Below are 20,867 nucleotides of genomic sequence, written 5' to 3'. Positions count from 1 at the left end.
ATGACCGGAAAATACTCGCTTATTTACGCAGATCCGCCCTGGTCTTACGGCAACACCATCAGCAACGGCGCCGCAGCCGACCACTACTCCACTATGAAGTTAATCGACATCAAGCGTCTGCCAGTGTGGGAACTTGCTGCCGAAAACTCGGTGCTAGCAATGTGGTACACCGGCACGCATAACCAGGAGGCGATAGAGCTGGCCGAGGCCTGGGGCTTTACCGTTCGCACGATGAAGGGCTTTACCTGGGTGAAGCTCAACCAGAACGCCGAGCTGCGCATCAACAGGGCGCTGGCCGAGGGGGAAGTCAGCGATTTTTACGACTTCCTCGATCTGCTTAACGCCGAGACGCGCATGAACGGTGGCAACCACACCCGGGCCAACACCGAAGACCTGCTGATAGCTACCCGCGGCGCCGGGCTGGAACGTAAGCACGCCGGGATTAAGCAGGTGGTATACAGCCCACTCGGCGCGCACAGCGAAAAGCCGTGGGAAGTGCGCCACCGACTGGAACTGCTTTACGGAGATGTGCTGCGCATTGAGCTGTTTAGCCGCTGCGCGGCGCCAGGCTGGGATCACTGGGGAAATCAGTGTGCCACCTCCGCGGTGGAACTGCTGCCCGGATGCGCCATTGATGTTGTGAAAACGGAGGCCGCATGACGCCAGCAGCTTATTACAACGAAATCGACCCGTTCGCTGCACAGTGGCTGCGCAACCTGATCGCTGGCGGTCATATCGCACCTGGCGAAGTTGATGAAAGGAGTATTGAAGATGTCACACCTGACGACCTGCGAGGATTCACGCAATGCCACTTCTTCGCCGGAATTGGCGTCTGGTCTCATTCCCTGCGCCTCGCAGGATGGCCTGACGATAAACCAGTCTGGACCGGCTCCTGCCCGTGCCAGCCTTTCAGCGCAGCAGGCAAAGGAGATGGGTTTGCTGACGAGCGGCACCTTTGGCCCCACTTCTTCCACCTCATCAGCGAGCGCAGACCTCAGCATGTCTTTGGCGAACAGGTTGCAAGCGGTAACGCAAACACATGGTTCGACCTTGTACAAGCTGACCTGGAAGGAATGGGATACGCCTTCGGGCTTGTGCCGTTTGCGGCAGCGGGCGTCGGTGCGCCGCACATCAGAGAGCGGGCTTACTGGGTGGCCCACGCCTGTTGCGAATACGAATCCGCAGCCGGAAACGAAACGGGGATTACAGCACGTCTCCGGAGCAGCTCGACTAACAGGCTGGCCAACACCTCAGGTAAGCGATTTAAACATGAGGCAAGCGAAGGGAAGTCCGAGCAGCATACGGCAGGCTCAACGAAGTCAACTTGCTTCGGTGACAGTGGAATATTGCGATCAACCCTTGAGGTTAACGGTTTTTGGCGTGATGCGGACTGGCTATTTTGTCGAGATGGCAAATGGCGTCCAGTTGAACCCGGCACATTCCCGCTGGTTGATGGGGCTGCCGCGCGACTGGGACGAGTCGAGTCCGGGGTGGCCAGAGTGGCAAGCAGCAACCGCGTCGGACGACTCAAAGGCTATGGGAACGCCATAAACGCACAGGCTGCGGCTGAATTCGTGCGGGCCTACATGGAGGGGTTATGACGCCAGAAAAAGACAACGCCATCCGCACCGCCTGCCGCCGCTGCACCGAGGAAATCCAGCAGGCCATGCGCAAGAAGCCAAAGCCTAACTGGAACGAAACGGTGCCTCCCATCATCAACAAGCATCACAAGAAAATTGAAGCTCTGGGAGTTAGCCTTCTGGAGTTCGTCGTATACACAGGGCGGCTTAATCGCCGCTTCGGAGTTGAATCGTGACCAAATACGCGAAACTGGATAGCGAAGTATTAAGCGCTATCGGCGCTCAGCCAACCTCTTTTTCGGAGCTATTTAGCCCTTCCGTCAGGCAGGAGTGCCTCGTCATTGCTGAAGCAGAAGGAAAGCACCCGATGGACGTCTTCCGCATTCTTGACCGCCGACTCCAGTCGCTCAGGAAGCTTGGCGTTATTCAGCACGTCAAAGGTAAAGGGTGGATACAGCCATGAAATCGCAAATCACCAGGTCGCTATCGCGGCCTTTTTTATTGCTGGCGTTCACATTCAACCGAATTAACCGACAGTTCCGGGAGCATTGACAATGGACATCATCGACACAGCAGCAGAGATTGAAGAGCTTCAGAGTAACGCTGCCCTTTCCGCTCACCGAGTGAACCGCAACGCCGTATCAGCTGAGCGTGTGAAGAATGCGACGAACCAATTCCCGAGCCGCGGCGCGCTGCCGTTCCCGGCTGCCAGACATGCGCGGAGTGCCAGGGTGTTATCGAACTGAGGAAGAAGCAGCGAGGTGCGTGATGTTTGCACTCATTCAACGAGGTCAGATTTACGCTGACCAGCACGGTTGGCCCGTCATCATCCACAGTTGCACATCACAGATAGTCCGCTACTGGCGACAAGGCCGGATCAATACCGCTTCAATCGACCGATTCAACAATGACTTTGAGCACCTCGATCACCGTGAGGCGGCACAGATACGCGCCGAACTGGAGGCGAGCGAGCACATTAAAAAATTAAGGAGCATGAGACGTGATCGGAATACTCAAGCTGGTACCGGAATCGCAGTGGCCGGTACGATGCCACGACCCCAAGCGGAGCAACGTGTGGGCTAACTCTTACTTTCTGGTTCAGGAGTTTCAGGAAGAGAACGGCGTCATCCGCCTAACGGTGAACACCACCAGCATTGGCGGCTCGGGACGGTGGAAGGATGGCATCAGCTGGGATGCGTTGCAGGAGATAAAGTCAGCCGTTGGCTATGGGGATCGGGATGCCGTGGAGATTTACCCGCGGGATTCTGATGTGGTGAACGTGGCAAACATGCGCCACCTGTGGATTACGCCGGAGCCGATTAGCTTCGCCTGGCGGAAGTAATTTTAGGCTGCGCGCCCAGCGCGCGGCATGAGGAGAGAGCGTGAAACCTTACGAATCGAAGAAATCACAGTTCACCAGAAACCTGATCCGGCGGCGCCACGCTGAATGGTCAGCAAAGACCTTTGGTAATGTCGGCCCCGTCGGACCGCTGAAGCACCTTTCGAAAGAGGCGCTGGAAGCTGCCGCCGACCCTGGCGACCTCAGCGAGTGGGCTGATATGCAGTTCCTGCTATGGGACGCGCAGCGGCGAGCCGGTATCTCAGATGAGCAAATCACCGCGGCGCTGGAAGAAAAGCTAAAGGTGAATATGTCTCGCCAGTGGCCGGAGCCGAAAGACGGCGAGCCGCGCCTCCACATCAAAACATGACGCAACTGATAGCCAGTTATGAGCTGGCTATTGGGTGCGAAAGCACTGCAACGTCATCCCTTTTGCCCGGCCCCGCGCCGGGCTTCTTTTTGAGAGTTCACCATGCATTCAAACCCCATCAACTGGCTCATCGCCGCACTTATGGCGCTGGGAGCTCTCATCTCATTTATTCACGAACCGGAAGGTGTGCAATGGCTGCTTTTAATGTGGGCGCAATAGTCCAGAAGAAGACCGGCGGCATTAATGGCGTGGTGGATTGCCTGCAGGACCCGGACGGCGACCATCCCCAGTTCTGGGTGCGGTGGGACGACCGAAATTATTCAGTACATCCGGAAAAAGAATTACGCGCGGCCACGCCTGACGGTCCGCAGTTTTATAAAACGATGTCATAGGAGCGATCATGAGCGAAATTATTCAAATCGTGCCCAGCGAGTGGGTGACAGAAGACCTGCTTGTAAAAATGACAGGGCTCCGTCCGGGAACGATAGCGCGGGCCCGTAAAAAAAGCTGGCTATGTGGCAGGGAGTACGTCCACATGTCGCCGGACAGCATCCCAAAGGAAAACAGCGAGTGCTTGTATAACCACAAAGCGATCGACCAGTGGGTTGAGAGCCTCAAAAAGAAACAGCCGGGTGCGCGCCAATGAAGATCCGTTTATGCTTAGCGGGCTCTTGGACGTCAGGAGGGAATAATGGCTAAGTCAGCATACCCAACAGGCGTGGAGAATCATGGCGGTACGCTCCGCATATGGTTCATCTATAAAGGCAGCCGGGTGCGTGAAAGCCTCGGCGTGCCGGATACACCAAAAAACAGGAAAGTCGCTGGCGAGCTGCGTGCGTCGGTGTGCTTTTCGATAAAGACCGGCAACTTTAATTACGCGGCCCAGTTCCCGGACTCACCGAACCTCAGAAAGTTTGGGATGGAGAGCAAGGAAATCACAGTGCTGGAGCTGGCGAATAAGTGGCTGGAATTGAAGCGCATGGAGATCAGCACCAACGCGATGTCTCGTTATACATCTATAACGCGCAATATGGTGCCACGGATCGGCGGGGACAGGCTGGTTTCTGCGGTGACGCAGGAAGACCTGCTGTTTATCAGGAAGGAATTGCTGACCGGTTATCAGACGTTGAAGGCGGGGCATCGTACGCCTGTAAAGGGAAGGACAGTCAGAACGGTCAACAACTACATGAAGACCATGGCTGGCATGTTCAAGTTCGCTGCTGAAAGTGGTTATGTGAAGGTAAGCCCGTTCACCGGGATCGCCCTTCTCAAACGTTCGCGTTGCGAGCCTGATCCGCTCACCCGCGATGAGTTTGTCAGGTTGATTAACGCTTGCGCCACCCAGCAGTTGAAAAACATGTGGTCGCTGGCAGTGTACACCGGCGTGCGCCACGGTGAACTGGTGTCGCTGGCCTGGGAAGATATCGACCTGAAAGCAGGAACGATGATGATCCGCCGAAACCACACGTTGACGAAGGAGTTTACCCTTCCGAAAACCGAGGCCGGGACAAACCGCATCATCAACCTTATTCAGCCAGCTATTGACGTGCTGAAGAACCAGGCCGAATTAACCCGCCTGGGTAAGCAGTATCAGGTAGAGGTGAAACTGCGTGAGTTTGGTCGCACAGAAGTGCATCCGTGCACATTCGTGTTTAACCCACAAAAAGGATTGCGCAATGGCCGTGCAGGGCATCATTACGCAGTGGGGTCGATCAACCAGTCGTGGGAGGCAGCAATGCGACGCGCCGGGATTCGCTATCGCAGAGCATACCAGTCCCGACACACGTATGCATGCTGGTCGTTGGCCGCCGGTGCTAACCCTAACTTCATCGCGAAGCAAATGGGCCACACCGACGCGCAAATGGTTTACCGGGTGTACGGATCCTGGATGGCTGAAAACAACCAGGACCAGGTACTCATCCTCAACCAGAAATTGAGTGAGTTTGCCCCATCCATGCCCCACGCAGTGGGATCGGATGATTATTAATTATAAATATCATTAGGTTAGACAACCTAAACCTGCATGCCCATCACTTCCTGATAAGCCGACACCAGCTTGTTACGCACCTGGATCCCCATCTGCAGGGAAACCGAGGCTTTTTGCAAATCGGTCATCACATCATTCAGCGCCACGCCCGGCTCGCCGAGGGTGAATTTCTCTGCCTGCGTGCGCGCTGCGGTCTGGGTATCACTGATACGGTCAAGAGCGGCATGCAGTTGCCCTGCAAAGCTGATGCTCGGCTGCTGATCTGCCACATTCTGATTACGGGCCGTCATCGCCGTTGCCTGCAGCTGACTGATTACCCCTTCAATGCCCTGTATAGCCATGACTCTCCCCTGGATGGTTTTTTACGCGGTCAAGACTAACAGCTTGTCAATAAGATAATGGCGGTAAATAGCATGAAAAAACCAGGTTATTTGACGCATAGAAAATCACGAATCATCAAATAATGGCAGGGCCATCAATATGGAACATTTGTCGTGTTTGCCGACCCGGGAGTCAGTTTTGTTTCTCTACACGAATAACGTAAACCACCAGGATTTAAGAGGTGCGCAATGAGTGCAACAGCATCGACAGCGCCGCAGAATAAATCACTCGAGTGGATGAACCGCCTTCGCGCGAATCCTAAAATCCCGTTGATCGTGGCAGGCGCTGCCGCAATTGCGATCCTTGTAGCGATGGTCCTGTGGGCGAAAAGCCCTGATTACCGGACGCTCTACAGTAACCTTTCCGATCAGGATGGCGGCGCCATCGTCACCCAGCTGACCCAGATGAACATCCCTTATCGCTTTGCCGATAATGGCGGTGCGCTGGAGGTCCCGGCAGATAAGGTGCACGAACTGCGTCTGCGCCTGGCCCAGCAGGGGCTGCCGAAGGGCGGCGCGGTAGGCTTTGAGCTGCTGGATCAGGAAAAATTCGGTATCAGCCAGTTCAGCGAGCAGGTGAACTACCAGCGTGCGCTGGAAGGTGAGCTGGCCCGCACCATTGAAACATTAGGCCCGGTGAAGAGTGCCCGCGTGCACCTGGCGATGCCAAAACCTTCCTTATTTGTCCGCGAACAGAAATCACCTTCGGCTTCCGTGACCGTGAACCTTGAGCCAGGCCGCGCGCTGGACGAAGGGCAAATCAGCGCGGTGACGCATCTCGTCTCCAGCGCCGTGGCCGGTCTGCCGCCGGGTAACGTGACGCTGGTTGACCAGAGCGGTCACCTGCTGACGCAATCCAATACCGCCGGTCGCGATCTGAATGACGCGCAGCTGAAATATGCCGCCGATGTGGAAAGCCGTCTCCAGCGCCGTATCGAAGCGATCCTGGGTCCGGTGGTGGGCAACAGCAACGTGCACGCGCAGGTCACCGCGCAGATCGACTTCTCGAATAAAGAACAAACCGAAGAGCAGTACAGCCCGAACGGCGATGCGGCGCAGGCGGTGATGCGTTCGCGCCAAATCAACACCAGCGAGCAGATTGGCGGCGCAAACCCGGGCGGCGTGCCGGGCGCGCTGTCTAACCAGCCTGCCCCGGCTAACGCGGCGCCGATCTCTACGCCGCCGGCCAATCAGCAGAACGGCCAGCAGAGTAACCAGCAGACCACCTCAACGGCGACGAACAGCGGTCCACGAAACAGCAGCCGTAACGAAACCACGAACTACGAAGTGGATAGGACGATTCGCCACACTAAACTGAACGTGGGCGATATTCAGCGTCTCTCTGTTGCGGTAGTGGTGAACTACAAAACGCTGGCGGATGGCAAACCGTTGCCGTTGACCGCCGAGCAGATGAAGCAGATTGAAAACCTGACCCGTGAAGCGATGGGTTACTCCGAGAAGCGCGGCGATACCCTCAACGTGGTGAACTCACCGTTCAACTCGGTGGAAGAGACCGGCGGTGAACTGCCGTTCTGGCAACAGCAGGCGTTTATCGACCAGCTGATGTCCGCAGGACGCTGGCTGCTGGTGCTGATTGTCGCGTGGCTGCTGTGGCGCAAGGGCGTTCGTCCTCAGCTCCAGCGCCGTGCTGAAGCCGAAAAAGCGGCTCGCGAGCAGATGAATGCGCGTCAGGAAACGGAAGAAGCGGTTGAAGTGCGCCTCAGCAAAGATGAACAGATGCAGCAGCGCCGCGCTAACCAGCGCATGGGTGCCGAGGTGATGAGCCAGCGCATTCGCGAAATGTCAGATAACGATCCGCGCGTCGTGGCGCTGGTCATCCGTCAGTGGATGGGTAACGAACATGAGTAATACGCTTACGGGCACCGATAAAAGCGTCATCCTGCTGATGACCATTGGCGAAGATCGCGCGGCAGAGGTGTTTAAACACCTCTCCCAGCGGGAAGTGCAAATTCTCAGTGCGGCGATGGCCAACGTGCGTCAAATCTCCAACAAGCAGCTGACCGAAGTGCTGTCGGAGTTTGAGCAGGAAGCCGAACAGTTTGCCGCGCTGAACGTCAACGCCAACGACTACCTGCGTTCCGTGCTGGTCAAGGCGCTGGGCGAAGAGCGTGCCGCCAGCCTGCTGGAAGACATTCTGGAAACGCGCGATACCGCCAGCGGTATCGAAACGCTTAACTTTATGGAACCGCAGAGTGCCGCCGACCTTATTCGCGACGAGCACCCGCAGATTATCGCCACCATCCTTGTCCACCTCAAACGTGGTCAGGCGGCCGATATTCTGGCGCTGTTCGAAGAGCGTCTGCGTCACGATGTGATGCTGCGTATCGCCACCTTCGGCGGCGTTCAGCCTGCCGCGCTGGCGGAGCTGACCGAGGTGCTGAACAACCTGCTCGACGGCCAGAACCTCAAGCGCAGCAAAATGGGCGGCGTGAGAACGGCGGCAGAAATCATCAACCTGATGAAAACGCAGCAGGAAGAGGCCGTTATTACGGCGGTTCGCGAATTCGACGGCGAGCTGGCACAAAAAATCATCGACGAGATGTTCCTGTTCGAAAACCTCGTCGAAGTGGACGACCGCAGCATCCAGCGCCTGCTCCAGGAAGTGGATTCCGAGTCGCTGCTTATCGCCCTCAAAGGCGCCGAGCAGCCGCTGCGCGAGAAGTTCCTGCGCAACATGTCTCAGCGTGCGGCCGATATCCTGCGCGACGACCTTGCCAACCGTGGTCCGGTTCGTCTGTCTCAGGTGGAAAACGAACAGAAAGCCATTCTGCTTATCGTTCGTCGTCTGGCGGAAACCGGCGAGATGGTGATTGGCAGCGGAGACGACACCTATGTCTAATGAGCTGCCGTGGAAGCGCTGGACGCCGGACGATCTGGCCCCTCCCCTCTCCGAGTTCACGCCAGCCGCGATCCCGACCGAGGCGCTTGACCCGGACGTCGAGCAGCCCGAGCTGAGCGAAGAGGAGCAGCAAGCGCAAATGCTGGCTCAGCTGCAAATGCAGGCGCACGAGCAGGGCTACAATGCCGGTCTGAACGAAGGCCGGCAGAAAGGCCACGAGCTGGGGTATCAGGAAGGCCTGGCGAAAGGGTTAGAGCACGGTATCGATCAGGCGCGCCAGCAGCAGGCGCCGATCCATGCCCGCATGCAGCAGCTGGTCAGCGAGTTTCAGCACACGCTGGACGCGCTGGACAGCGTGATCGCCTCGCGACTGATGCAGATGGCGCTGGAAGCCGCGCGTCAGGTGATCGGCCAGACGCCCGTCGTGGATAACACGGCGCTAATCAAACAAATTCAGGGTCTGCTGCAGCAGGAGCCGCTGTTCAGCGGGAAGCCGCAGCTGCGCGTCCACCCGGACGACCTGCAGCGCGTGGAAGAGAGCCTGGGTGCGACGCTAAACCTGCACGGCTGGCGTCTGCGCGGCGACCCGTCGTTACATCACGGCGGCTGCAAAGTTTCTGCCGATGAAGGCGATCTGGATGCCAGCGTCGCCACCCGCTGGCAGGAACTGTGTCGCCTGGCGGCACCGGGAGTCGTCTGATGACCGCACGCCTCACCCGCTGGCTCACCACGCTCGACAACTTTGAGACGAAGATGGCGCAACTGCCCTCTGTTCGTCGTTATGGGCGGCTGACGCGCGCCACCGGTCTGGTCCTGGAGGCCACCGGCCTGCAGCTTCCGCTGGGCGCGACCTGCGTGATTGAGCGTCAGGACGGTCTGGAAACGCGTGAAGTAGAAAGCGAAGTGGTCGGGTTCAACGGCCAGCGCCTGTTCCTGATGCCGCTTGAAGAGGTGGAAGGTATTCTGCCCGGCGCGCGCGTGTATGCCAAAAACACGTCCGGCGATGGGCTGCAAAGCGGGAAACAGCTGCCGCTTGGTCCTGCCCTGCTGGGTCGCGTGCTGGACGGCAGCGGGAAGCCGCTCGACGGGCTGCCCTCCCCGGACACCACCGAAACCGGCGCATTAATTACCCAGCCGTTTAACCCCCTGCAGCGTACCCCTATCGAGCATGTGCTCGACACCGGCGTACGACCGATTAACGCCCTGCTGACCGTGGGACGCGGGCAACGTATGGGCCTCTTCGCCGGGTCAGGCGTGGGTAAATCCGTCCTGCTTGGCATGATGGCGCGCTACACCCAGGCGGACGTTATCGTCGTGGGCCTGATCGGCGAGCGCGGTCGTGAAGTAAAAGACTTTATTGAAAACATTCTGGGTGCGGAAGGCCGTGCCCGCTCGGTGGTCATTGCCGCACCGGCGGACGTGTCGCCGTTACTGCGTATGCAGGGGGCAGCCTATGCCACCCGCATCGCCGAAGATTTCCGTGACCGCGGCAAGCACGTGCTGCTGATTATGGATTCGCTGACCCGCTACGCGATGGCGCAGCGTGAAATCGCGCTGGCTATCGGTGAGCCACCGGCGACCAAAGGCTACCCGCCTTCGGTCTTCGCCAAACTCCCTGCCCTGGTGGAACGTGCGGGGAACGGCATCAGCGGCGGCGGCTCCATCACCGCGTTCTATACGGTGCTGACCGAAGGCGATGACCAGCAGGATCCGATTGCCGACTCCGCGCGCGCGATCCTTGACGGTCATATCGTGCTGTCTCGTCGTCTGGCCGAAGCCGGACACTATCCGGCGATAGATATTGAAGCCTCTATCAGCCGCGCGATGACCGCGCTGATAACCGAGAAACACTACGCCCGCGTGCGTAACTTTAAACAACTCCTCTCCAGCTTCCAGCGCAACCGCGATCTGGTCAGCGTAGGGGCGTATGCCAAAGGCAGCGACCCGATGCTCGACAAAGCGATTACCCTGTGGCCGCAGCTGGAGGCATTTTTGCAACAAGGCATTTTTGAACGTGCCGACTGGGAAGATTCAATTCAGGCTCTGGAGCTGATTTTCCCGCAGGTGTAACACAGGTGGAGGGCGAAGGTCATGGCGCAAAACAGCGCGTTATCAACGCTGAAAGATCTGGCTGAAAAAGAAGTTGATGATGCCGCATTGCAGCTTGGCGCAATGCGACGCGGGTGCCAGCAGGCTGAAGAACAGTTGAAGATGTTAATCGACTATCAGCATGAATATCGCACCAACCTCAATACCGATATGACACAGGGCATTGGAAGCCAGCGCTGGATTAACTATCAGCAGTTTATCCAGACGCTGGAGAAGGCGATAGATCAGCATCGCCAGCAGCTTCACCAGTGGACCCAGAAAGTCGATACCGCGCTGAATTTCTGGCGCGAGAAGAAGCAGCGACTGCAGGCCTGGCAGACCTTACAGGACCGACAGATTGCGGCAACGACCCTGGCGGAAAACCGCCTGGATCAGAAAAAAATGGATGAGTTTGCCCAGCGCGCATCAATGAGGAAACCGGAATGATCACACTGCAACAACTGCTGATGAGCGACAGCGACCTGTCAGGCGGTACGCAGACAGGAAAAGGCACCGACGGTGCACAGGACTTTCTCGCGCTGCTTGCGGGCGCCCTGTCGGACGCGACGGGCAAGGGCAACGATGCGCCCCTGACTCTGGCTGACCTGAAAGCCGCCGGCAGCAAGCTGTCCCACGTTGCTCAGGACGCCAAAGGGGATACCACCCTGCAGGCCAAAATTGCCGACCTGCTCTCGCGTCAAACTGCGCTGAATGGCGATGAAACGTCGCCCGTTACGTCGCTTGATACGCTGGTAACCGGGCTGGTGCCGCTGTCAAAGGGTGATGCCCTGAAAACGCTTAATGCGGTCAACAGCAAAGATGACGGCAAAAGCGAGCTGAGCGAAGAGGAGCTGGCCGGGTTAAGCGCGCTGATGGCCATGCTGCCGCACCAGCAGACCAGCACCTCACGAGCGGCAGGCAGTGACGGTGTGTCCGCCACCGCAACGCTGAGTTCAGCGGCGCTGACGCAAAACGGCGCGGGCCAGCCGTCCCTGAACGCGCTTCCGGGAAGCCATGATAAAGCCCAGAGTGCTGCGCCTTATCAGAGCCAGGCGAAAAACAGCGACCCGGCCCTGTCGGGTAACGCGCCGGCCACGCCGGCCGTGGCCGCAACGGCAGAGAAGCAGGAGCTTGCCAGTTCCTCCTCCTCAGCCTCACCGACGGCGACCCTGGCACCAATTATGTCCAGCCATGCGACCAGTCAGACGGCCGCCACCGTCGCCACCGCGCCGGTGTTAAGCCAGCCTCTGGGTACGCATGAATGGCAGCAGTCCCTAAGCCAGCACATCACCCTGTTCACTAAACAGGGCCAGCAGACGGCCGAGCTGCGTCTGCACCCGGAAGATCTGGGTCAGGTGCAAATTTCGCTTAAGCTGGATGATAACCAGGCGCAGCTGCAGATGGTTTCTGCGCACAGCCATGTCCGTGCGGCGCTGGAAGCCGCGCTGCCGGTCCTGCGAACCTCACTGGCGGAGAACGGCATTCAGCTTGCGCAAAGCAGCGTCAGCAGCGAGAGCTTTGCCGGGCAGCAGCAGTCCTCATCCCAGCAGCAGCACCAGGCTTCGCGTTCCGGCAACACCGGCGGCTTTAATGACGAGAGCGATGAGTTACTGCCTGTCTCTGCCGCTCTGCAATCCGCCGCGCGCGGTAACAGTGCCGTAGACATCTTCGCCTAAACGCCAGAGGTAGCGTGATTATCCCCGTCTTTTCCACGCTTTGACGACAGCAGGACACGGGATAATCACCTTATTAAGCTGTACCGAAACAGGAAGCTCGTATCAGATGACTGACTCCGCTATCACCAAAAAAAGTAAGCGTTCCATCTGGATCCCGCTGCTGGTGTTGATCACGCTCGCCGCCTGCGCTACCGCGGGCTATAGTTACTGGCGTATGCAGCAGGAACCTTCGACCGCTGCGGCCAAAGCCGAACCTGCACCACCGCCGGCGCCGGTATTTTTCCCTCTGGACACCTTCACCGTGAACCTCGGTGACGCGGATCGTGTGCTGTATGTCGGTATTACGCTGCGCCTGAAGGATGAAGCCACGCGCGCGCGTCTGAATGATTATCTTCCGGAGGTGCGTAGCCGCCTTCTGCTGCTGTTCTCTCGTCAGGACGCTTCGGCGCTGGCCACCGATGTGGGTAAGCAAAAGCTGGTCGACGCCATTAAACAAACGCTGGCGACCCCGCTGGTAAACGGCCAACCTAAGCAGGAAGTCACTGACGTTCTGTATACAGCCTTCATTCTGCGGTAACGACATGGGCGACAGTATTCTTTCTCAGGCAGAAATCGATGCGCTGCTCAACGGCGACAGCGATAAAAGTGATGATCCGCAACCGGGTATTGGGGGCGATAGCGATATTCGTCCCTATGACCCGAATACCCAGCGTCGCGTGGTACGTGAACGTCTGCAGGCGCTGGAGATCATTAACGAACGTTTTGCTCGTCAGTTCCGTATGGGGCTGTTTAACCTGCTGCGTCGTAGCCCGGATATTACGGTCGGTGCGATCCGCATTCAGCCGTATCACGAGTTTGCCCGCAACCTGCCGGTGCCAACCAACCTTAACCTGATTCATCTGAAGCCGCTGCGCGGCACCGGTCTGGTGGTGTTTTCCCCAAGCCTGGTGTTCATCGCGGTGGATAACCTGTTCGGCGGCGATGGGCGTTTCCCGACCAAAGTAGAAGGTCGCGAATTCACCCACACCGAACAGCGCGTCATTAACCGCATGCTGAAGCTGGCGCTGGAATCCTACAGCGACGCGTGGAAAGCGATTAACCCGCTGGAAGTGGAGTACGTCCGTTCTGAGATGCAGGTGAAATTTACCAATATCACCACCTCCCCGAACGATATCGTCGTTAACACGCCGTTCCACGTGGAGATCGGTAACCTGACCGGTGAGTTCAACATCTGCCTGCCGTTCAGCATGATCGAACCGCTGCGCGAGCTGCTGGTTAACCCGCCGCTGGAGAACTCCCGCAACGAAGACCAGAACTGGCGTGAAAACCTGGTCCGCCAGGTCCAGCATTCGCAGCTTGAGCTGGTGGCGAGCTTCGCCGATATCCCGCTGCGGTTATCTCAGATCCTGAAATTACAACCCGGTGATGTTTTGCCGATAGAAAAACCCGACCGCATTATTGCCCATGTGGATGGTGTCCCCGTGCTGACAAGCCAGTACGGCACGATTAACGGTCAGTATGCGTTACGCGTTGAGCACTTGATCAACCCGATTTTGAATTCGCTGAATGAGGAACAGCCCAAATGAGTGACATGAACAATCCGTCCGATGAAAACAGCGGAGCACTGGACGATCTGTGGGCTGACGCGTTAAACGAGCAAAAAGCGACCCCGGCCAAAAGCGCAGCGGATGCCGTATTCCAGCAGCTCGGCGGCGGTGACGTCAGCGGCACGCTGCAGGACATCGACCTGATTATGGACATCCCGGTTAAGCTGACCGTTGAACTGGGCCGCACCCGGATGACCATTAAAGAGCTGCTGCGCCTGACGCAGGGTTCCGTGGTCGCCCTTGACGGTCTGGCCGGTGAACCGCTGGATATTCTGATCAACGGTTATCTGATTGCCCAGGGTGAGGTAGTGGTGGTTGCCGATAAATACGGCGTACGCATCACCGACATCATTACCCCGTCTGAACGTATGCGTCGTCTGAGCCGTTAAGCATGAAAACCCAGGCAACACTATCGCAACCTTCTGCCGTCCCCGGCTCGCCTCTGCTCCAGGTGAGCGGGGCGTTGTTCGGTATTATTGCCTTTATTCTTATCGCCGCCTGGCTGGCGAAGCGCTTTGGTCTGGCGGGTAAAACCGCCGGCACCCGCGGCCTGAAAGTCAGTGCCAGCAGCACGCTGGGGCCACGTGAACGCGTGGTCATTGTCGAGGTGGAAGACGCGCGTCTGGTCCTGGGCGTCACGGCCTCCAGCATCAACGTATTACATAAACTGCCGCCCGCCCCTGTTGAGGTGGACGCGCGCGCAGAGGCCCCTGCGGATTTTCAGTCCGTCATGAAGAGTTTGCTTAAGCGTTCCGGGAGATCCTGATGCGCCGTTTGTTATCCCTGACGCTTGCGGGCGTTGGCCTGTTTGCTCCCGCGGTTTATGCGCAACTGCCCGGTCTGGTTTCTACCCCGCTCGCGGGCGGTGGCCAAAGCTGGTCGCTTCCGGTTCAGACGCTGGTGTTCATCACCTCGCTGACGTTTATTCCGGCCATTCTGCTGATGATGACCAGCTTCACCCGCATCATCATCGTTTTTGGTCTGCTGCGAAACGCGCTCGGCACCCCTTCCGCTCCGCCAAACCAGGTTCTGCTCGGGCTGGCGCTGTTTTTGACCTTTTTCATTATGTCGCCGGTGATCGATAAGATTTACACCGACGCCTACCAGCCGTTCAGCGAAGATAAAATCTCCATGCAGGAAGCGCTGGATAAAGGCGCGCAGCCGCTGCGGGAATTTATGCTGCGTCAGACGCGTGAAGCCGATCTGGCCCTCTTTGCCCGCCTGTCCAACACCGGCGAGCTGCAGGGACCGGAAGCGGTGCCCATGCGTATTCTGCTGCCCGCCTATGTGACCAGCGAGCTGAAAACCGCATTCCAGATTGGCTTTACCATCTTTATTCCGTTCCTGATTATTGACCTGGTGATCGCCAGCGTCCTGATGGCGCTCGGGATGATGATGGTGCCGCCCGCGACCATCGCCCTGCCCTTTAAGATCATGCTCTTTGTGCTGGTCGACGGCTGGCAGCTGCTGGTCAGCTCGCTGGCGCAGAGTTTCTACAGTTAAGGAACGGCAATGACACCCGAATCGGTCATGATGATGGGCACGGAGGCGATGAAAATCGCGATTGCCGTTGCCGCGCCGCTGCTGCTTGTCGCGCTGGTTACCGGTCTGATTATCAGTATTCTCCAGGCCGCCACGCAGATTAACGAAATGACGCTGTCATTCATCCCGAAAATTATCGCCGTGTTCGTGGCGATTATCGTGGCCGGGCCGTGGATGCTGAACCTGCTGCTGGACTATATGCGCAACCTGTTTACCAACCTGCCGTACATCATCGGCTGACCTGACGATGCTGCACTTCACCAGCGACCAGTGGGTTCAGTGGCTCGGCGTCTATTTTTGGCCGATGCTGCGCATCATGGCGCTGATCTCCACCGCCCCCATTCTCAGCGAGAAATCGATCCCCAAGCGTGTCAAAGTGGGGCTGGGCATCATCATCTCCATTATCGTCGCCCCGTCTCTTCCGCCGGTGGATATTCCGATCTTCTCGGCGAATGCGGTATGGGTGGCCCTGCAGCAGGTGATGATTGGCGTCGCCGTTGGCTTTACCATGCAGCTCGCCTTTGCCGCGGTGCGTACCGCGGGGGAACTGATTGGCCTGCAGATGGGGCTATCGTTCGCCACGTTTGTTGACCCTGGCAGTCATCTCAACATGCCCGTGCTGGCGCGCATTATCGATCTGCTCGCCATGCTGCTGTTCCTGTCGTTCAACGGCCATCTGTGGCTTATCTCCATGCTGGTGGACACGTTCCATACGCTGCCGATTGGCGAAAATCCGGTGAACAGCAATGCGTTTCTGGCCCTCACCCGCGCGGCGGGGCTGATCTTCCTCAACGGGCTGATGCTGGCGCTGCCGATCATCACCCTGCTGCTGACCGTCAACCTGGCGTTAGGTTTACTCAACCGAATGGCACCGCAGCTTTCGGTGTTTGTCATTGGTTTTCCGCTGACGCTGACGGTCGGAATTTTATTAATGTCATTACTGATGCCACTTATCGCTCCCTTCTGTGAACATTTATTCGGCGAGATATTCAACCTGTTAGCGGATATTGTCAGCGAATTGCCACGTAAATAATAGCCCGCACTGTTGTTACTGTCTTTCTGAGGATATTCCTAAAATAAAACGCGAAAAACATCTTCCAGGATATATCTGACGCGGTTTAATTGTTTCTAACCACCTCACAATACTTAATATTTACTTTACTTTAAGAAGATTCCTGGCAAATTATACGTAACTTTACGGGATAGTGAGTCCGCCTGAAAGTCTTTGTCATGCTCACAGGTTTATTATTTTTTTCCATCCCGTATGGCTGTTTTGAGCTCTCAGGCAGATGGTGAATTATCGTTACGCATTGAGTGAGGGTATGCCATGTCAACGATCATTATGGATTTATGCAGCTACACCCGGCTAGGGTTAACCGGGTACCTGGCAAGCAGAGGGGTAAGAAAGAGAGACATCAACGATGCACACACCGTTGACGAACTCGCAGCCGCTTGTGACGAACTAAAACCAGGCGTGGTGTTTATTAATGAGGACTGTTTCATTCACGATCCAGCCAACAGTCAGCACATTAAGCAAATCATTAATCAGCATCCAAAAACCCTGTTTATTGTTTTTATGGCGATCGCGAATATCCATTTCGATGAGTATTTGTTGGTCCGTAAAAATTTATTGATCAGTTCTAAATCGATTAAACCCGAGTCGCTGGATGACATTTTGGGTGATTATTTGAATAAAGAAGTTAAAAATGTAGGAGCGGTTAACTTACCCACCCTATCATTAAGCAGGACTGAATCAAGTATGCTGCGAATGTGGATGGCGGGACAAGGAACTATTCAGATCTCCGACCAGATGAATATTAAAGCGAAAACCGTTTCATCACACAAAGGAAATATTAAACGGAAAATTAAAACGCATAATAAGCAAGTGATCTACCACGTGGTACGCCTGACCGATAATGTGACGAACGGGATTTTCGTCAACATGCGTTAGTCGCTTAAGAAAAGACCCTGTGCACCCTACCTTTGATCTCTGGCCTGGCCAGAGATTTTTGCTTTTACAGCGGGTGTCGGGCACGCAATGTGCTACCCGACGCCGTGCTAGTCTGCTTTCTCTACAAAAATCCCGTCCGGATGCCCCAGTTCGTTAAAAAACCAAATGCCGAGCGGGTAGTCTTCCAGTGATACCAGGTACATTGTACCTTCGCTAAACTCTTCAATTGCCAGCACCACACCCGGGCGGCGCGGCCCACCGTCCGTTTTAACGGTTACCCGATCGTTGACCTTCATACATTCCTCCTCTGGTTTTGAGCCAGTGTAGAACAAAACGCAAAAACGCACATCGCCGCCCGGCGTGAATGGCGTTTTTATGCACAGGCTATACTTAACCTTGGACACGTTTGCAGGTTGAAAGAGGAGTCCCGCAATGAAGACCGATAAAGAGTACAGCGATACCATCAAGCGCGAAGTCGAGGTGGATGTCGATGCCCTGCTGGCCGCCATCAATGAGATCAGCGAGTCAGAAGTGCGCCGCACGGACGACAATTCGGACCGCGTCATTGTCAACGGAAGGGATTATCACACCTATCGCGAGCTGGCCGAGGCCTTCGAGCTCGATATTCACGACTTTAGCGTGTCGGAAGCCAATCGTTAGGGCGAAAAAAATCCCGGTCATGGGGATGACCGGGATCAAAACTTGCTTATGCAAGAAGCACTTGAAAATTCGTTACACCAGGAAATCTGATGTACATGCCACACTATCCCCAACGAATTTGTCTGACAAGCATATATTCTTAGGATGAATATAATATTTTTAACATAATGCTTTTGGTTATGAGCAATAACATACGCCGAATGCGGGTTTGCCAGGGAATACTCTCATTTCTCCGGTTAACAATTCGGATATTTTTTAGGAATTTTCTTAGAGAGAAACGCATCCGTCACCGGGAGTCACTATGCCTTCACTGCGGGATACCTTGCTGATTTTTTCCGACCTGGATGGCTCGTTGCTGGATATTCATACCTATGACTGGCAACCCGCCATGCCCTGGCTGGACAGGCTGCAGGATAACCAGATTCCGATCATTCTCTGCAGCAGCAAAACCGCGGCAGAGATGCTGGATATTCAGCATGATCTGGGGCTGGAAGGCCTGCCGTTTATTGCCGAGAACGGCGCGGTGATTCAGCCTGACGTGCGCTGGGACAATATCCAGCGTCAGATTAGAGGGATGACGCACCGGGATATTCGTCCGCGGATCGAGCAGATTCGCCTGCAGACGGGCTTTAAATTCACCACCTTTGACGATGTGGATGAGCACGTTATTAGCGAGTGGACCGGACTGACGCGCTACCGTTCGACGCTTGCCCGCAAGCACGAAGCCTCCGTCACGTTGATCTGGCGCGATACCGACGAGAACTTGCTTCAGTTTGAAGAGGAACTGGCGCACAGCGGCCTGCAATGCCTGCAGGGGGCGCGCTTCTGGCATATTCTGGACGCCCGCTGCGGTAAAGACGTGGCGGTTAACTGGCTGATTGAACGGTATCGCGAGCAGGAAGACATAGAACCCACCACGCTAGGGCTCGGCGACGGTCCCAACGATGCGCCGCTGCTCGACAGCATGGACTTCGCGGTGGTGATCAAGGGGATTAACCGCCAGGGCATCACGCTACGGGACGATAACCCCGCGCGGGTCTATCACACCCAACAGCCCGGGCCTGCGGGCTGGCAGGAGGGGCTGGATCATTTCCTGTCCTGATCCCGCCACACGACCCGGTTACGCCCGCTCTGCTTGGCCTGATACAGCCGGGCGTCCGCCACGGACTGCAGCTGTTCAAAATCGTAATTGCCCGTTTCATCCGCGCTGCTGACGCCCAGTGACGCGCTGATGCGCAGGGTTGTGCTCTTCTTCACCAGGATCTCCTTACTGTTGATTCGGCAACGAATGCGTTCGGCGACGCCTCTCGCCTCCTCCAGACCAAGACCGGGAAGAACCACACAAAACTCTTCGCCACCGACGCGTCCGGCCACGTCATTCTTGCGTAACGCGCTGGCAATCACGCCTGCCGTATGGGAAAGCACCTTATCACCGGCCTGATGGCCGAAACGGTCGTTGATGTTTTTAAAATAGTCGAGATCGATCTGAATCACCGAGAACGGCAGCGACTGCTGACGACAGGTTTCCGCCAGCAATTTTGCGCGGTCGAACAGCGCGCCGCGATTATTCAATCGGGTCAGCGGATCGTGCCAGGCCTGCCACTGGAGCGAGTGCTGAAGCGTATACATGTTACTCACCATCCGACGGATCACCAGCCACGAGATCAACAGCATAGCGGTAAAGAGCGCCCACAGCAGCGCCAGCACAATGCTGATACTGCCGAAGTCGTCCTGCACCCCTTCGTGCAGGGTGTGGATCCGCAGGACGACGCCATCGAAGTGATCGAGCCGTTCCCAGGTGATAAACCGGCTCCCGAGGCGGATACCGCCGCCGGTATCATGTTCAATCGCCTGGGCAATCTGCGCCGTTTCGCGTTCGTCAAACTGGTTAACCGGGCTTCCCGCGTGGGCTGAGGTAGCAATCATATTAAGGCGGGTATCGTACAGCTGATACTCCCCCTCCGTCCGGTCTTCCGTCGCGTCGGTCAGCAAACGCTGCATCGTGTCTAATGTAAAATCCATCGCCACGACGCCGTACCAGTAATGATCGAAATAGATGGGGAAGCTGGCGGTGATCGTGCGTTCATCCCCGGTCCAGGATGAAGGCGTGGAGATAAACCAGCGCACGGCGCGGGCGCGGTTGTTACGCTCTGACTGCTGGGTAAACCAGGACTGCGTGACCAGATTATAATAGCGGGCGGTAATATCACCCGCCCGATCCGGCGTATCCGTGGAAAGGAAAAAACCGGCGCGGGAGACGTAGATCACCCGCGCTTCCGTTTGCGCTCTCGATGACGCCAGCCTGAGCAGATACCCCACTTCGAGCGCGGCAGAAATTTCATGACTGATGCGCTCAGCGTCCCGGTTCAGAAGCGTGGTTTTATCCACGAACGCATCCGAGACCCCGTTGATGGGAAGGGTGCGCTTTTTATCAACGGCGAGCTGCCAGGTGGGGAGCATGCGGACGGTGTTAAAGCGTGACACCGCATCCTGTAGGACATCAAAGGCCAGCGGCGTCTCGATTGCATCATGCATGCCCTGGCGGAATAACAGCATCCTGTCGACGCTGTTCTGTAACTGCCTGTCCAGCGAACTGGCCACCGTATCCAGATGGTTGCGCTGGCTGGAGATGTACGCCTCTTCCAGCACCACCACCTCACGCCAGGTCAGGAGCGTGGAAAACACCAGAACGATCAGAAAACAGAGATTAACAATCCGCCCCGGATTGCTACGCTTATGCAGCCATTGCAAAAAAGTTTGTCTTACAACAAAGGTATCGCGCTGCACACACACTCCCTGATTACTGCTCTATACCCGAAACCTGAGA

Annotated in this window: 26 protein-coding genes and 4 pseudogenes; 27 read left to right on the top strand and 3 right to left on the bottom strand. The window is 56.7% G+C overall.

Features of this window, described 5'->3' with window-relative positions; all coding sequences use genetic code 11:
- The 11 genes and pseudogenes from AA74_RS0121550 (at position 1) to AA74_RS0121500 (ending at position 5,276) form a co-directional block, all read left to right on the top strand.
- Positions 1-660 carry an MT-A70 family methyltransferase gene (locus AA74_RS0121550; RefSeq protein WP_025913368.1) on the top strand — a complete coding sequence of 220 codons (660 nt, stop codon included), beginning with the start codon at positions 1-3 and terminating at the stop codon, positions 658-660.
- Positions 657-1,601, top strand: coding sequence for a DNA cytosine methyltransferase (locus tag AA74_RS01000000122415; RefSeq protein WP_032667640.1), 945 nt, complete (start codon positions 657-659; stop codon positions 1,599-1,601). The genes AA74_RS0121550 and AA74_RS01000000122415 overlap by 4 nt, the downstream gene beginning before the upstream one ends.
- The gene (locus AA74_RS0121540; protein ID WP_025913365.1) at positions 1,598-1,816 is read left to right on the top strand and encodes a hypothetical protein; all 219 of its coding nucleotides are present in this window, start codon (positions 1,598-1,600) and stop codon (positions 1,814-1,816) included. Before AA74_RS01000000122415 ends, AA74_RS0121540 begins: the two co-directional genes overlap by 4 nt.
- Positions 1,813-2,043 (top strand): hypothetical protein, encoded by a 231-nt coding sequence (locus AA74_RS0121535; protein ID WP_006176201.1) that lies wholly within the window; start codon positions 1,813-1,815, stop codon positions 2,041-2,043. The genes AA74_RS0121540 and AA74_RS0121535 overlap by 4 nt, the downstream gene beginning before the upstream one ends.
- 91 nt (positions 2,044-2,134) lie before the next feature.
- Positions 2,135-2,349 (top strand): annotated as a pseudogene (locus AA74_RS1000000122500) (TraR/DksA family transcriptional regulator).
- Positions 2,349-2,579: pseudogene (locus tag AA74_RS01000000122410) on the top strand (DUF4222 domain-containing protein); the annotation flags it as partial. The pseudogenes AA74_RS1000000122500 and AA74_RS01000000122410, both read left to right, overlap by 1 nt.
- A gap of 1 nt (position 2,580) precedes the next feature.
- Positions 2,581-2,922: a hypothetical protein gene (locus AA74_RS0121520; RefSeq protein ID WP_025913361.1), complete on the top strand. Its 342-nt coding sequence runs from the start codon at positions 2,581-2,583 to the stop codon at positions 2,920-2,922.
- Positions 2,923-2,998: 76 nt separating this feature from the next.
- Positions 2,999-3,283, top strand: a pseudogene (locus AA74_RS0121515) (DUF550 domain-containing protein); the annotation flags it as partial.
- Positions 3,284-3,480: 197 nt separating this feature from the next.
- On the top strand, positions 3,481-3,681 hold the full coding sequence (locus AA74_RS0121510) for a hypothetical protein (protein ID WP_025913359.1): 201 nt from the start codon (positions 3,481-3,483) through the stop codon (positions 3,679-3,681).
- 8 nt (positions 3,682-3,689) lie between these two features.
- Entirely contained in the window at positions 3,690-3,935 is a 246-nt protein-coding gene (gene xisR, locus AA74_RS0121505) for an excisionase family protein (RefSeq protein WP_025913358.1), read from the top strand.
- 45 nt (positions 3,936-3,980) lie between these two features.
- Entirely contained in the window at positions 3,981-5,276 is a 1,296-nt protein-coding gene (locus tag AA74_RS0121500; protein WP_025913357.1) for a site-specific integrase, read from the top strand.
- A 26-nt stretch (positions 5,277-5,302) separates the two neighbouring features.
- Here the strand turns inward: AA74_RS0121500 and fliE are convergent, their stop codons facing one another.
- Positions 5,303-5,617: a flagellar hook-basal body complex protein FliE gene (gene fliE / locus AA74_RS0121495; RefSeq protein ID WP_008500329.1), complete on the bottom strand. Its 315-nt coding sequence runs from the start codon at positions 5,615-5,617 to the stop codon at positions 5,303-5,305.
- A gap of 228 nt (positions 5,618-5,845) precedes the next feature.
- Here fliE and fliF point away from each other — a divergent pair, with 228 nt between their 5' ends.
- From fliF to rcsA, 14 genes and pseudogenes are all read left to right on the top strand, one after another.
- Positions 5,846-7,525, top strand: a complete 1,680-nt coding sequence (gene fliF, locus AA74_RS0121490) for a flagellar basal-body MS-ring/collar protein FliF (RefSeq protein WP_025913355.1) — start codon at positions 5,846-5,848, stop codon at positions 7,523-7,525.
- Positions 7,518-8,516 (top strand): flagellar motor switch protein FliG, encoded by a 999-nt coding sequence (gene fliG, locus AA74_RS0121485; protein ID WP_008500327.1) that lies wholly within the window; start codon positions 7,518-7,520, stop codon positions 8,514-8,516. Before fliF ends, fliG begins: the two co-directional genes overlap by 8 nt.
- Positions 8,509-9,216, top strand: a complete 708-nt coding sequence (fliH, locus tag AA74_RS0121480; RefSeq protein WP_008500326.1) for a flagellar assembly protein FliH — start codon at positions 8,509-8,511, stop codon at positions 9,214-9,216. Before fliG ends, fliH begins: the two co-directional genes overlap by 8 nt.
- Complete coding sequence (gene fliI / locus AA74_RS0121475) at positions 9,216-10,586, top strand: flagellar protein export ATPase FliI (RefSeq protein ID WP_008500325.1); 1,371 nt, start codon at positions 9,216-9,218, stop codon at positions 10,584-10,586. The genes fliH and fliI overlap by 1 nt, the downstream gene beginning before the upstream one ends.
- A 21-nt stretch (positions 10,587-10,607) precedes the next feature.
- Complete coding sequence (fliJ, locus tag AA74_RS0121470) at positions 10,608-11,051, top strand: flagellar export protein FliJ (protein WP_021241386.1); 444 nt, start codon at positions 10,608-10,610, stop codon at positions 11,049-11,051.
- On the top strand, positions 11,048-12,280 hold the full coding sequence (fliK, locus tag AA74_RS0121465; protein WP_025913354.1) for a flagellar hook length control protein FliK: 1,233 nt from the start codon (positions 11,048-11,050) through the stop codon (positions 12,278-12,280). The genes fliJ and fliK overlap by 4 nt, the downstream gene beginning before the upstream one ends.
- 106 nt (positions 12,281-12,386) lie before the next feature.
- On the top strand, positions 12,387-12,857 hold the full coding sequence (gene fliL / locus AA74_RS0121460; protein WP_021241388.1) for a flagellar basal body-associated protein FliL: 471 nt from the start codon (positions 12,387-12,389) through the stop codon (positions 12,855-12,857).
- A 4-nt stretch (positions 12,858-12,861) separates the two neighbouring features.
- Positions 12,862-13,866, top strand: a complete 1,005-nt coding sequence (gene fliM, locus AA74_RS0121455) for a flagellar motor switch protein FliM (protein ID WP_008500320.1) — start codon at positions 12,862-12,864, stop codon at positions 13,864-13,866.
- On the top strand, positions 13,863-14,276 hold the full coding sequence (fliN, locus tag AA74_RS0121450) for a flagellar motor switch protein FliN (protein ID WP_008500318.1): 414 nt from the start codon (positions 13,863-13,865) through the stop codon (positions 14,274-14,276). Before fliM ends, fliN begins: the two co-directional genes overlap by 4 nt.
- A 2-nt stretch (positions 14,277-14,278) precedes the next feature.
- The gene (gene fliO, locus AA74_RS0121445; RefSeq protein ID WP_025913352.1) at positions 14,279-14,653 is read left to right on the top strand and encodes a flagellar biosynthetic protein FliO; all 375 of its coding nucleotides are present in this window, start codon (positions 14,279-14,281) and stop codon (positions 14,651-14,653) included.
- Positions 14,653-15,390 carry a flagellar type III secretion system pore protein FliP gene (gene fliP, locus AA74_RS0121440; RefSeq protein ID WP_008500316.1) on the top strand — a complete coding sequence of 246 codons (738 nt, stop codon included), beginning with the start codon at positions 14,653-14,655 and terminating at the stop codon, positions 15,388-15,390. The genes fliO and fliP overlap by 1 nt, the downstream gene beginning before the upstream one ends.
- 9 nt (positions 15,391-15,399) lie before the next feature.
- Positions 15,400-15,669 carry a flagellar biosynthesis protein FliQ gene (fliQ, locus tag AA74_RS0121435; protein WP_008500315.1) on the top strand — a complete coding sequence of 90 codons (270 nt, stop codon included), beginning with the start codon at positions 15,400-15,402 and terminating at the stop codon, positions 15,667-15,669.
- 7 nt (positions 15,670-15,676) lie between these two features.
- A pseudogene (gene fliR, locus AA74_RS0121430) lies at positions 15,677-16,469 on the top strand (flagellar biosynthetic protein FliR); the annotation flags it as partial.
- 287 nt (positions 16,470-16,756) lie between these two features.
- Positions 16,757-17,380 (top strand): transcriptional regulator RcsA, encoded by a 624-nt coding sequence (gene rcsA, locus AA74_RS0121425; RefSeq protein WP_008500313.1) that lies wholly within the window; start codon positions 16,757-16,759, stop codon positions 17,378-17,380.
- A gap of 107 nt (positions 17,381-17,487) precedes the next feature.
- Here rcsA and dsrB read toward each other — a convergent pair whose 3' ends face one another.
- Positions 17,488-17,676 carry a protein DsrB gene (gene dsrB / locus AA74_RS1000000123595; RefSeq protein WP_008500312.1) on the bottom strand — a complete coding sequence of 63 codons (189 nt, stop codon included), beginning with the start codon at positions 17,674-17,676 and terminating at the stop codon, positions 17,488-17,490.
- A gap of 136 nt (positions 17,677-17,812) precedes the next feature.
- Between dsrB and yodD the strand changes: the two genes are divergently transcribed.
- Together yodD and AA74_RS0121410 are read left to right on the top strand one after the other, a co-directional pair.
- Positions 17,813-18,040 carry a YodD family peroxide/acid resistance protein gene (gene yodD, locus AA74_RS0121415; RefSeq protein ID WP_013097742.1) on the top strand — a complete coding sequence of 76 codons (228 nt, stop codon included), beginning with the start codon at positions 17,813-17,815 and terminating at the stop codon, positions 18,038-18,040.
- Positions 18,041-18,341: 301 nt separating this feature from the next.
- Positions 18,342-19,142, top strand: coding sequence for a mannosyl-3-phosphoglycerate phosphatase-related protein (locus tag AA74_RS0121410; protein ID WP_025913350.1), 801 nt, complete (start codon positions 18,342-18,344; stop codon positions 19,140-19,142).
- Here AA74_RS0121410 and dgcQ read toward each other — a convergent pair.
- The gene (dgcQ, locus tag AA74_RS0121405) at positions 19,127-20,827 is read right to left on the bottom strand and encodes a cellulose biosynthesis regulator diguanylate cyclase DgcQ (protein ID WP_025913349.1); all 1,701 of its coding nucleotides are present in this window, start codon (positions 20,825-20,827) and stop codon (positions 19,127-19,129) included. The genes AA74_RS0121410 and dgcQ overlap by 16 nt on opposite strands.
- Positions 20,828-20,867: the final 40 nt, after the last annotated feature.

Origin of the sequence: Enterobacter sp. 5-4 (assembly GCF_000612205.1) — a bacterium.
GTDB classification, from domain to species: Bacteria; Pseudomonadota; Gammaproteobacteria; order Enterobacterales; family Enterobacteriaceae; genus Enterobacter; species Enterobacter roggenkampii.
The sequence above is the reverse complement of the archived record's forward strand: the minus strand, read 5'-3'. Positions and strand labels throughout refer to the sequence as shown.

Excerpts from the sequence above, each read along its gene's own strand:
- xisR (WP_025913358.1), top strand. The coding sequence starts at position 3,690 with ATGAGCGAAATTATTCAAATCGTGCCCAGCGAGTGGGTGACAGAAGAC.
- fliK (WP_025913354.1), top strand. The coding sequence starts at position 11,048 with ATGATCACACTGCAACAACTGCTGATGAGCGACAGCGACCTGTCAGGC.
- fliO (WP_025913352.1), top strand. The coding sequence starts at position 14,279 with ATGAAAACCCAGGCAACACTATCGCAACCTTCTGCCGTCCCCGGCTCG.
- AA74_RS0121500 (WP_025913357.1), top strand. The coding sequence starts at position 3,981 with ATGGCTAAGTCAGCATACCCAACAGGCGTGGAGAATCATGGCGGTACG.
- fliF (WP_025913355.1), top strand. The coding sequence starts at position 5,846 with ATGAGTGCAACAGCATCGACAGCGCCGCAGAATAAATCACTCGAGTGG.
- fliN (WP_008500318.1), top strand. The coding sequence starts at position 13,863 with ATGAGTGACATGAACAATCCGTCCGATGAAAACAGCGGAGCACTGGAC.
- fliE (WP_008500329.1), bottom strand. The coding sequence starts at position 5,617 with ATGGCTATACAGGGCATTGAAGGGGTAATCAGTCAGCTGCAGGCAACG.
- fliL (WP_021241388.1), top strand. The coding sequence starts at position 12,387 with ATGACTGACTCCGCTATCACCAAAAAAAGTAAGCGTTCCATCTGGATC.
- AA74_RS0121510 (WP_025913359.1), top strand. The coding sequence starts at position 3,481 with ATGGCTGCTTTTAATGTGGGCGCAATAGTCCAGAAGAAGACCGGCGGC.
- fliI (WP_008500325.1), top strand. The coding sequence starts at position 9,216 with ATGACCGCACGCCTCACCCGCTGGCTCACCACGCTCGACAACTTTGAG.
- AA74_RS0121550 (WP_025913368.1), top strand. The coding sequence starts at position 1 with ATGACCGGAAAATACTCGCTTATTTACGCAGATCCGCCCTGGTCTTAC.
- AA74_RS01000000122415 (WP_032667640.1), top strand. The coding sequence starts at position 657 with ATGACGCCAGCAGCTTATTACAACGAAATCGACCCGTTCGCTGCACAG.
- dsrB (WP_008500312.1), bottom strand. The coding sequence starts at position 17,676 with ATGAAGGTCAACGATCGGGTAACCGTTAAAACGGACGGTGGGCCGCGC.
- fliJ (WP_021241386.1), top strand. The coding sequence starts at position 10,608 with ATGGCGCAAAACAGCGCGTTATCAACGCTGAAAGATCTGGCTGAAAAA.
- fliM (WP_008500320.1), top strand. The coding sequence starts at position 12,862 with ATGGGCGACAGTATTCTTTCTCAGGCAGAAATCGATGCGCTGCTCAAC.
- AA74_RS0121540 (WP_025913365.1), top strand. The coding sequence starts at position 1,598 with ATGACGCCAGAAAAAGACAACGCCATCCGCACCGCCTGCCGCCGCTGC.
- fliH (WP_008500326.1), top strand. The coding sequence starts at position 8,509 with ATGTCTAATGAGCTGCCGTGGAAGCGCTGGACGCCGGACGATCTGGCC.
- yodD (WP_013097742.1), top strand. The coding sequence starts at position 17,813 with ATGAAGACCGATAAAGAGTACAGCGATACCATCAAGCGCGAAGTCGAG.
- rcsA (WP_008500313.1), top strand. The coding sequence starts at position 16,757 with ATGTCAACGATCATTATGGATTTATGCAGCTACACCCGGCTAGGGTTA.
- AA74_RS0121410 (WP_025913350.1), top strand. The coding sequence starts at position 18,342 with ATGCCTTCACTGCGGGATACCTTGCTGATTTTTTCCGACCTGGATGGC.
- fliG (WP_008500327.1), top strand. The coding sequence starts at position 7,518 with ATGAGTAATACGCTTACGGGCACCGATAAAAGCGTCATCCTGCTGATG.
- fliP (WP_008500316.1), top strand. The coding sequence starts at position 14,653 with ATGCGCCGTTTGTTATCCCTGACGCTTGCGGGCGTTGGCCTGTTTGCT.
- fliQ (WP_008500315.1), top strand. The coding sequence starts at position 15,400 with ATGACACCCGAATCGGTCATGATGATGGGCACGGAGGCGATGAAAATC.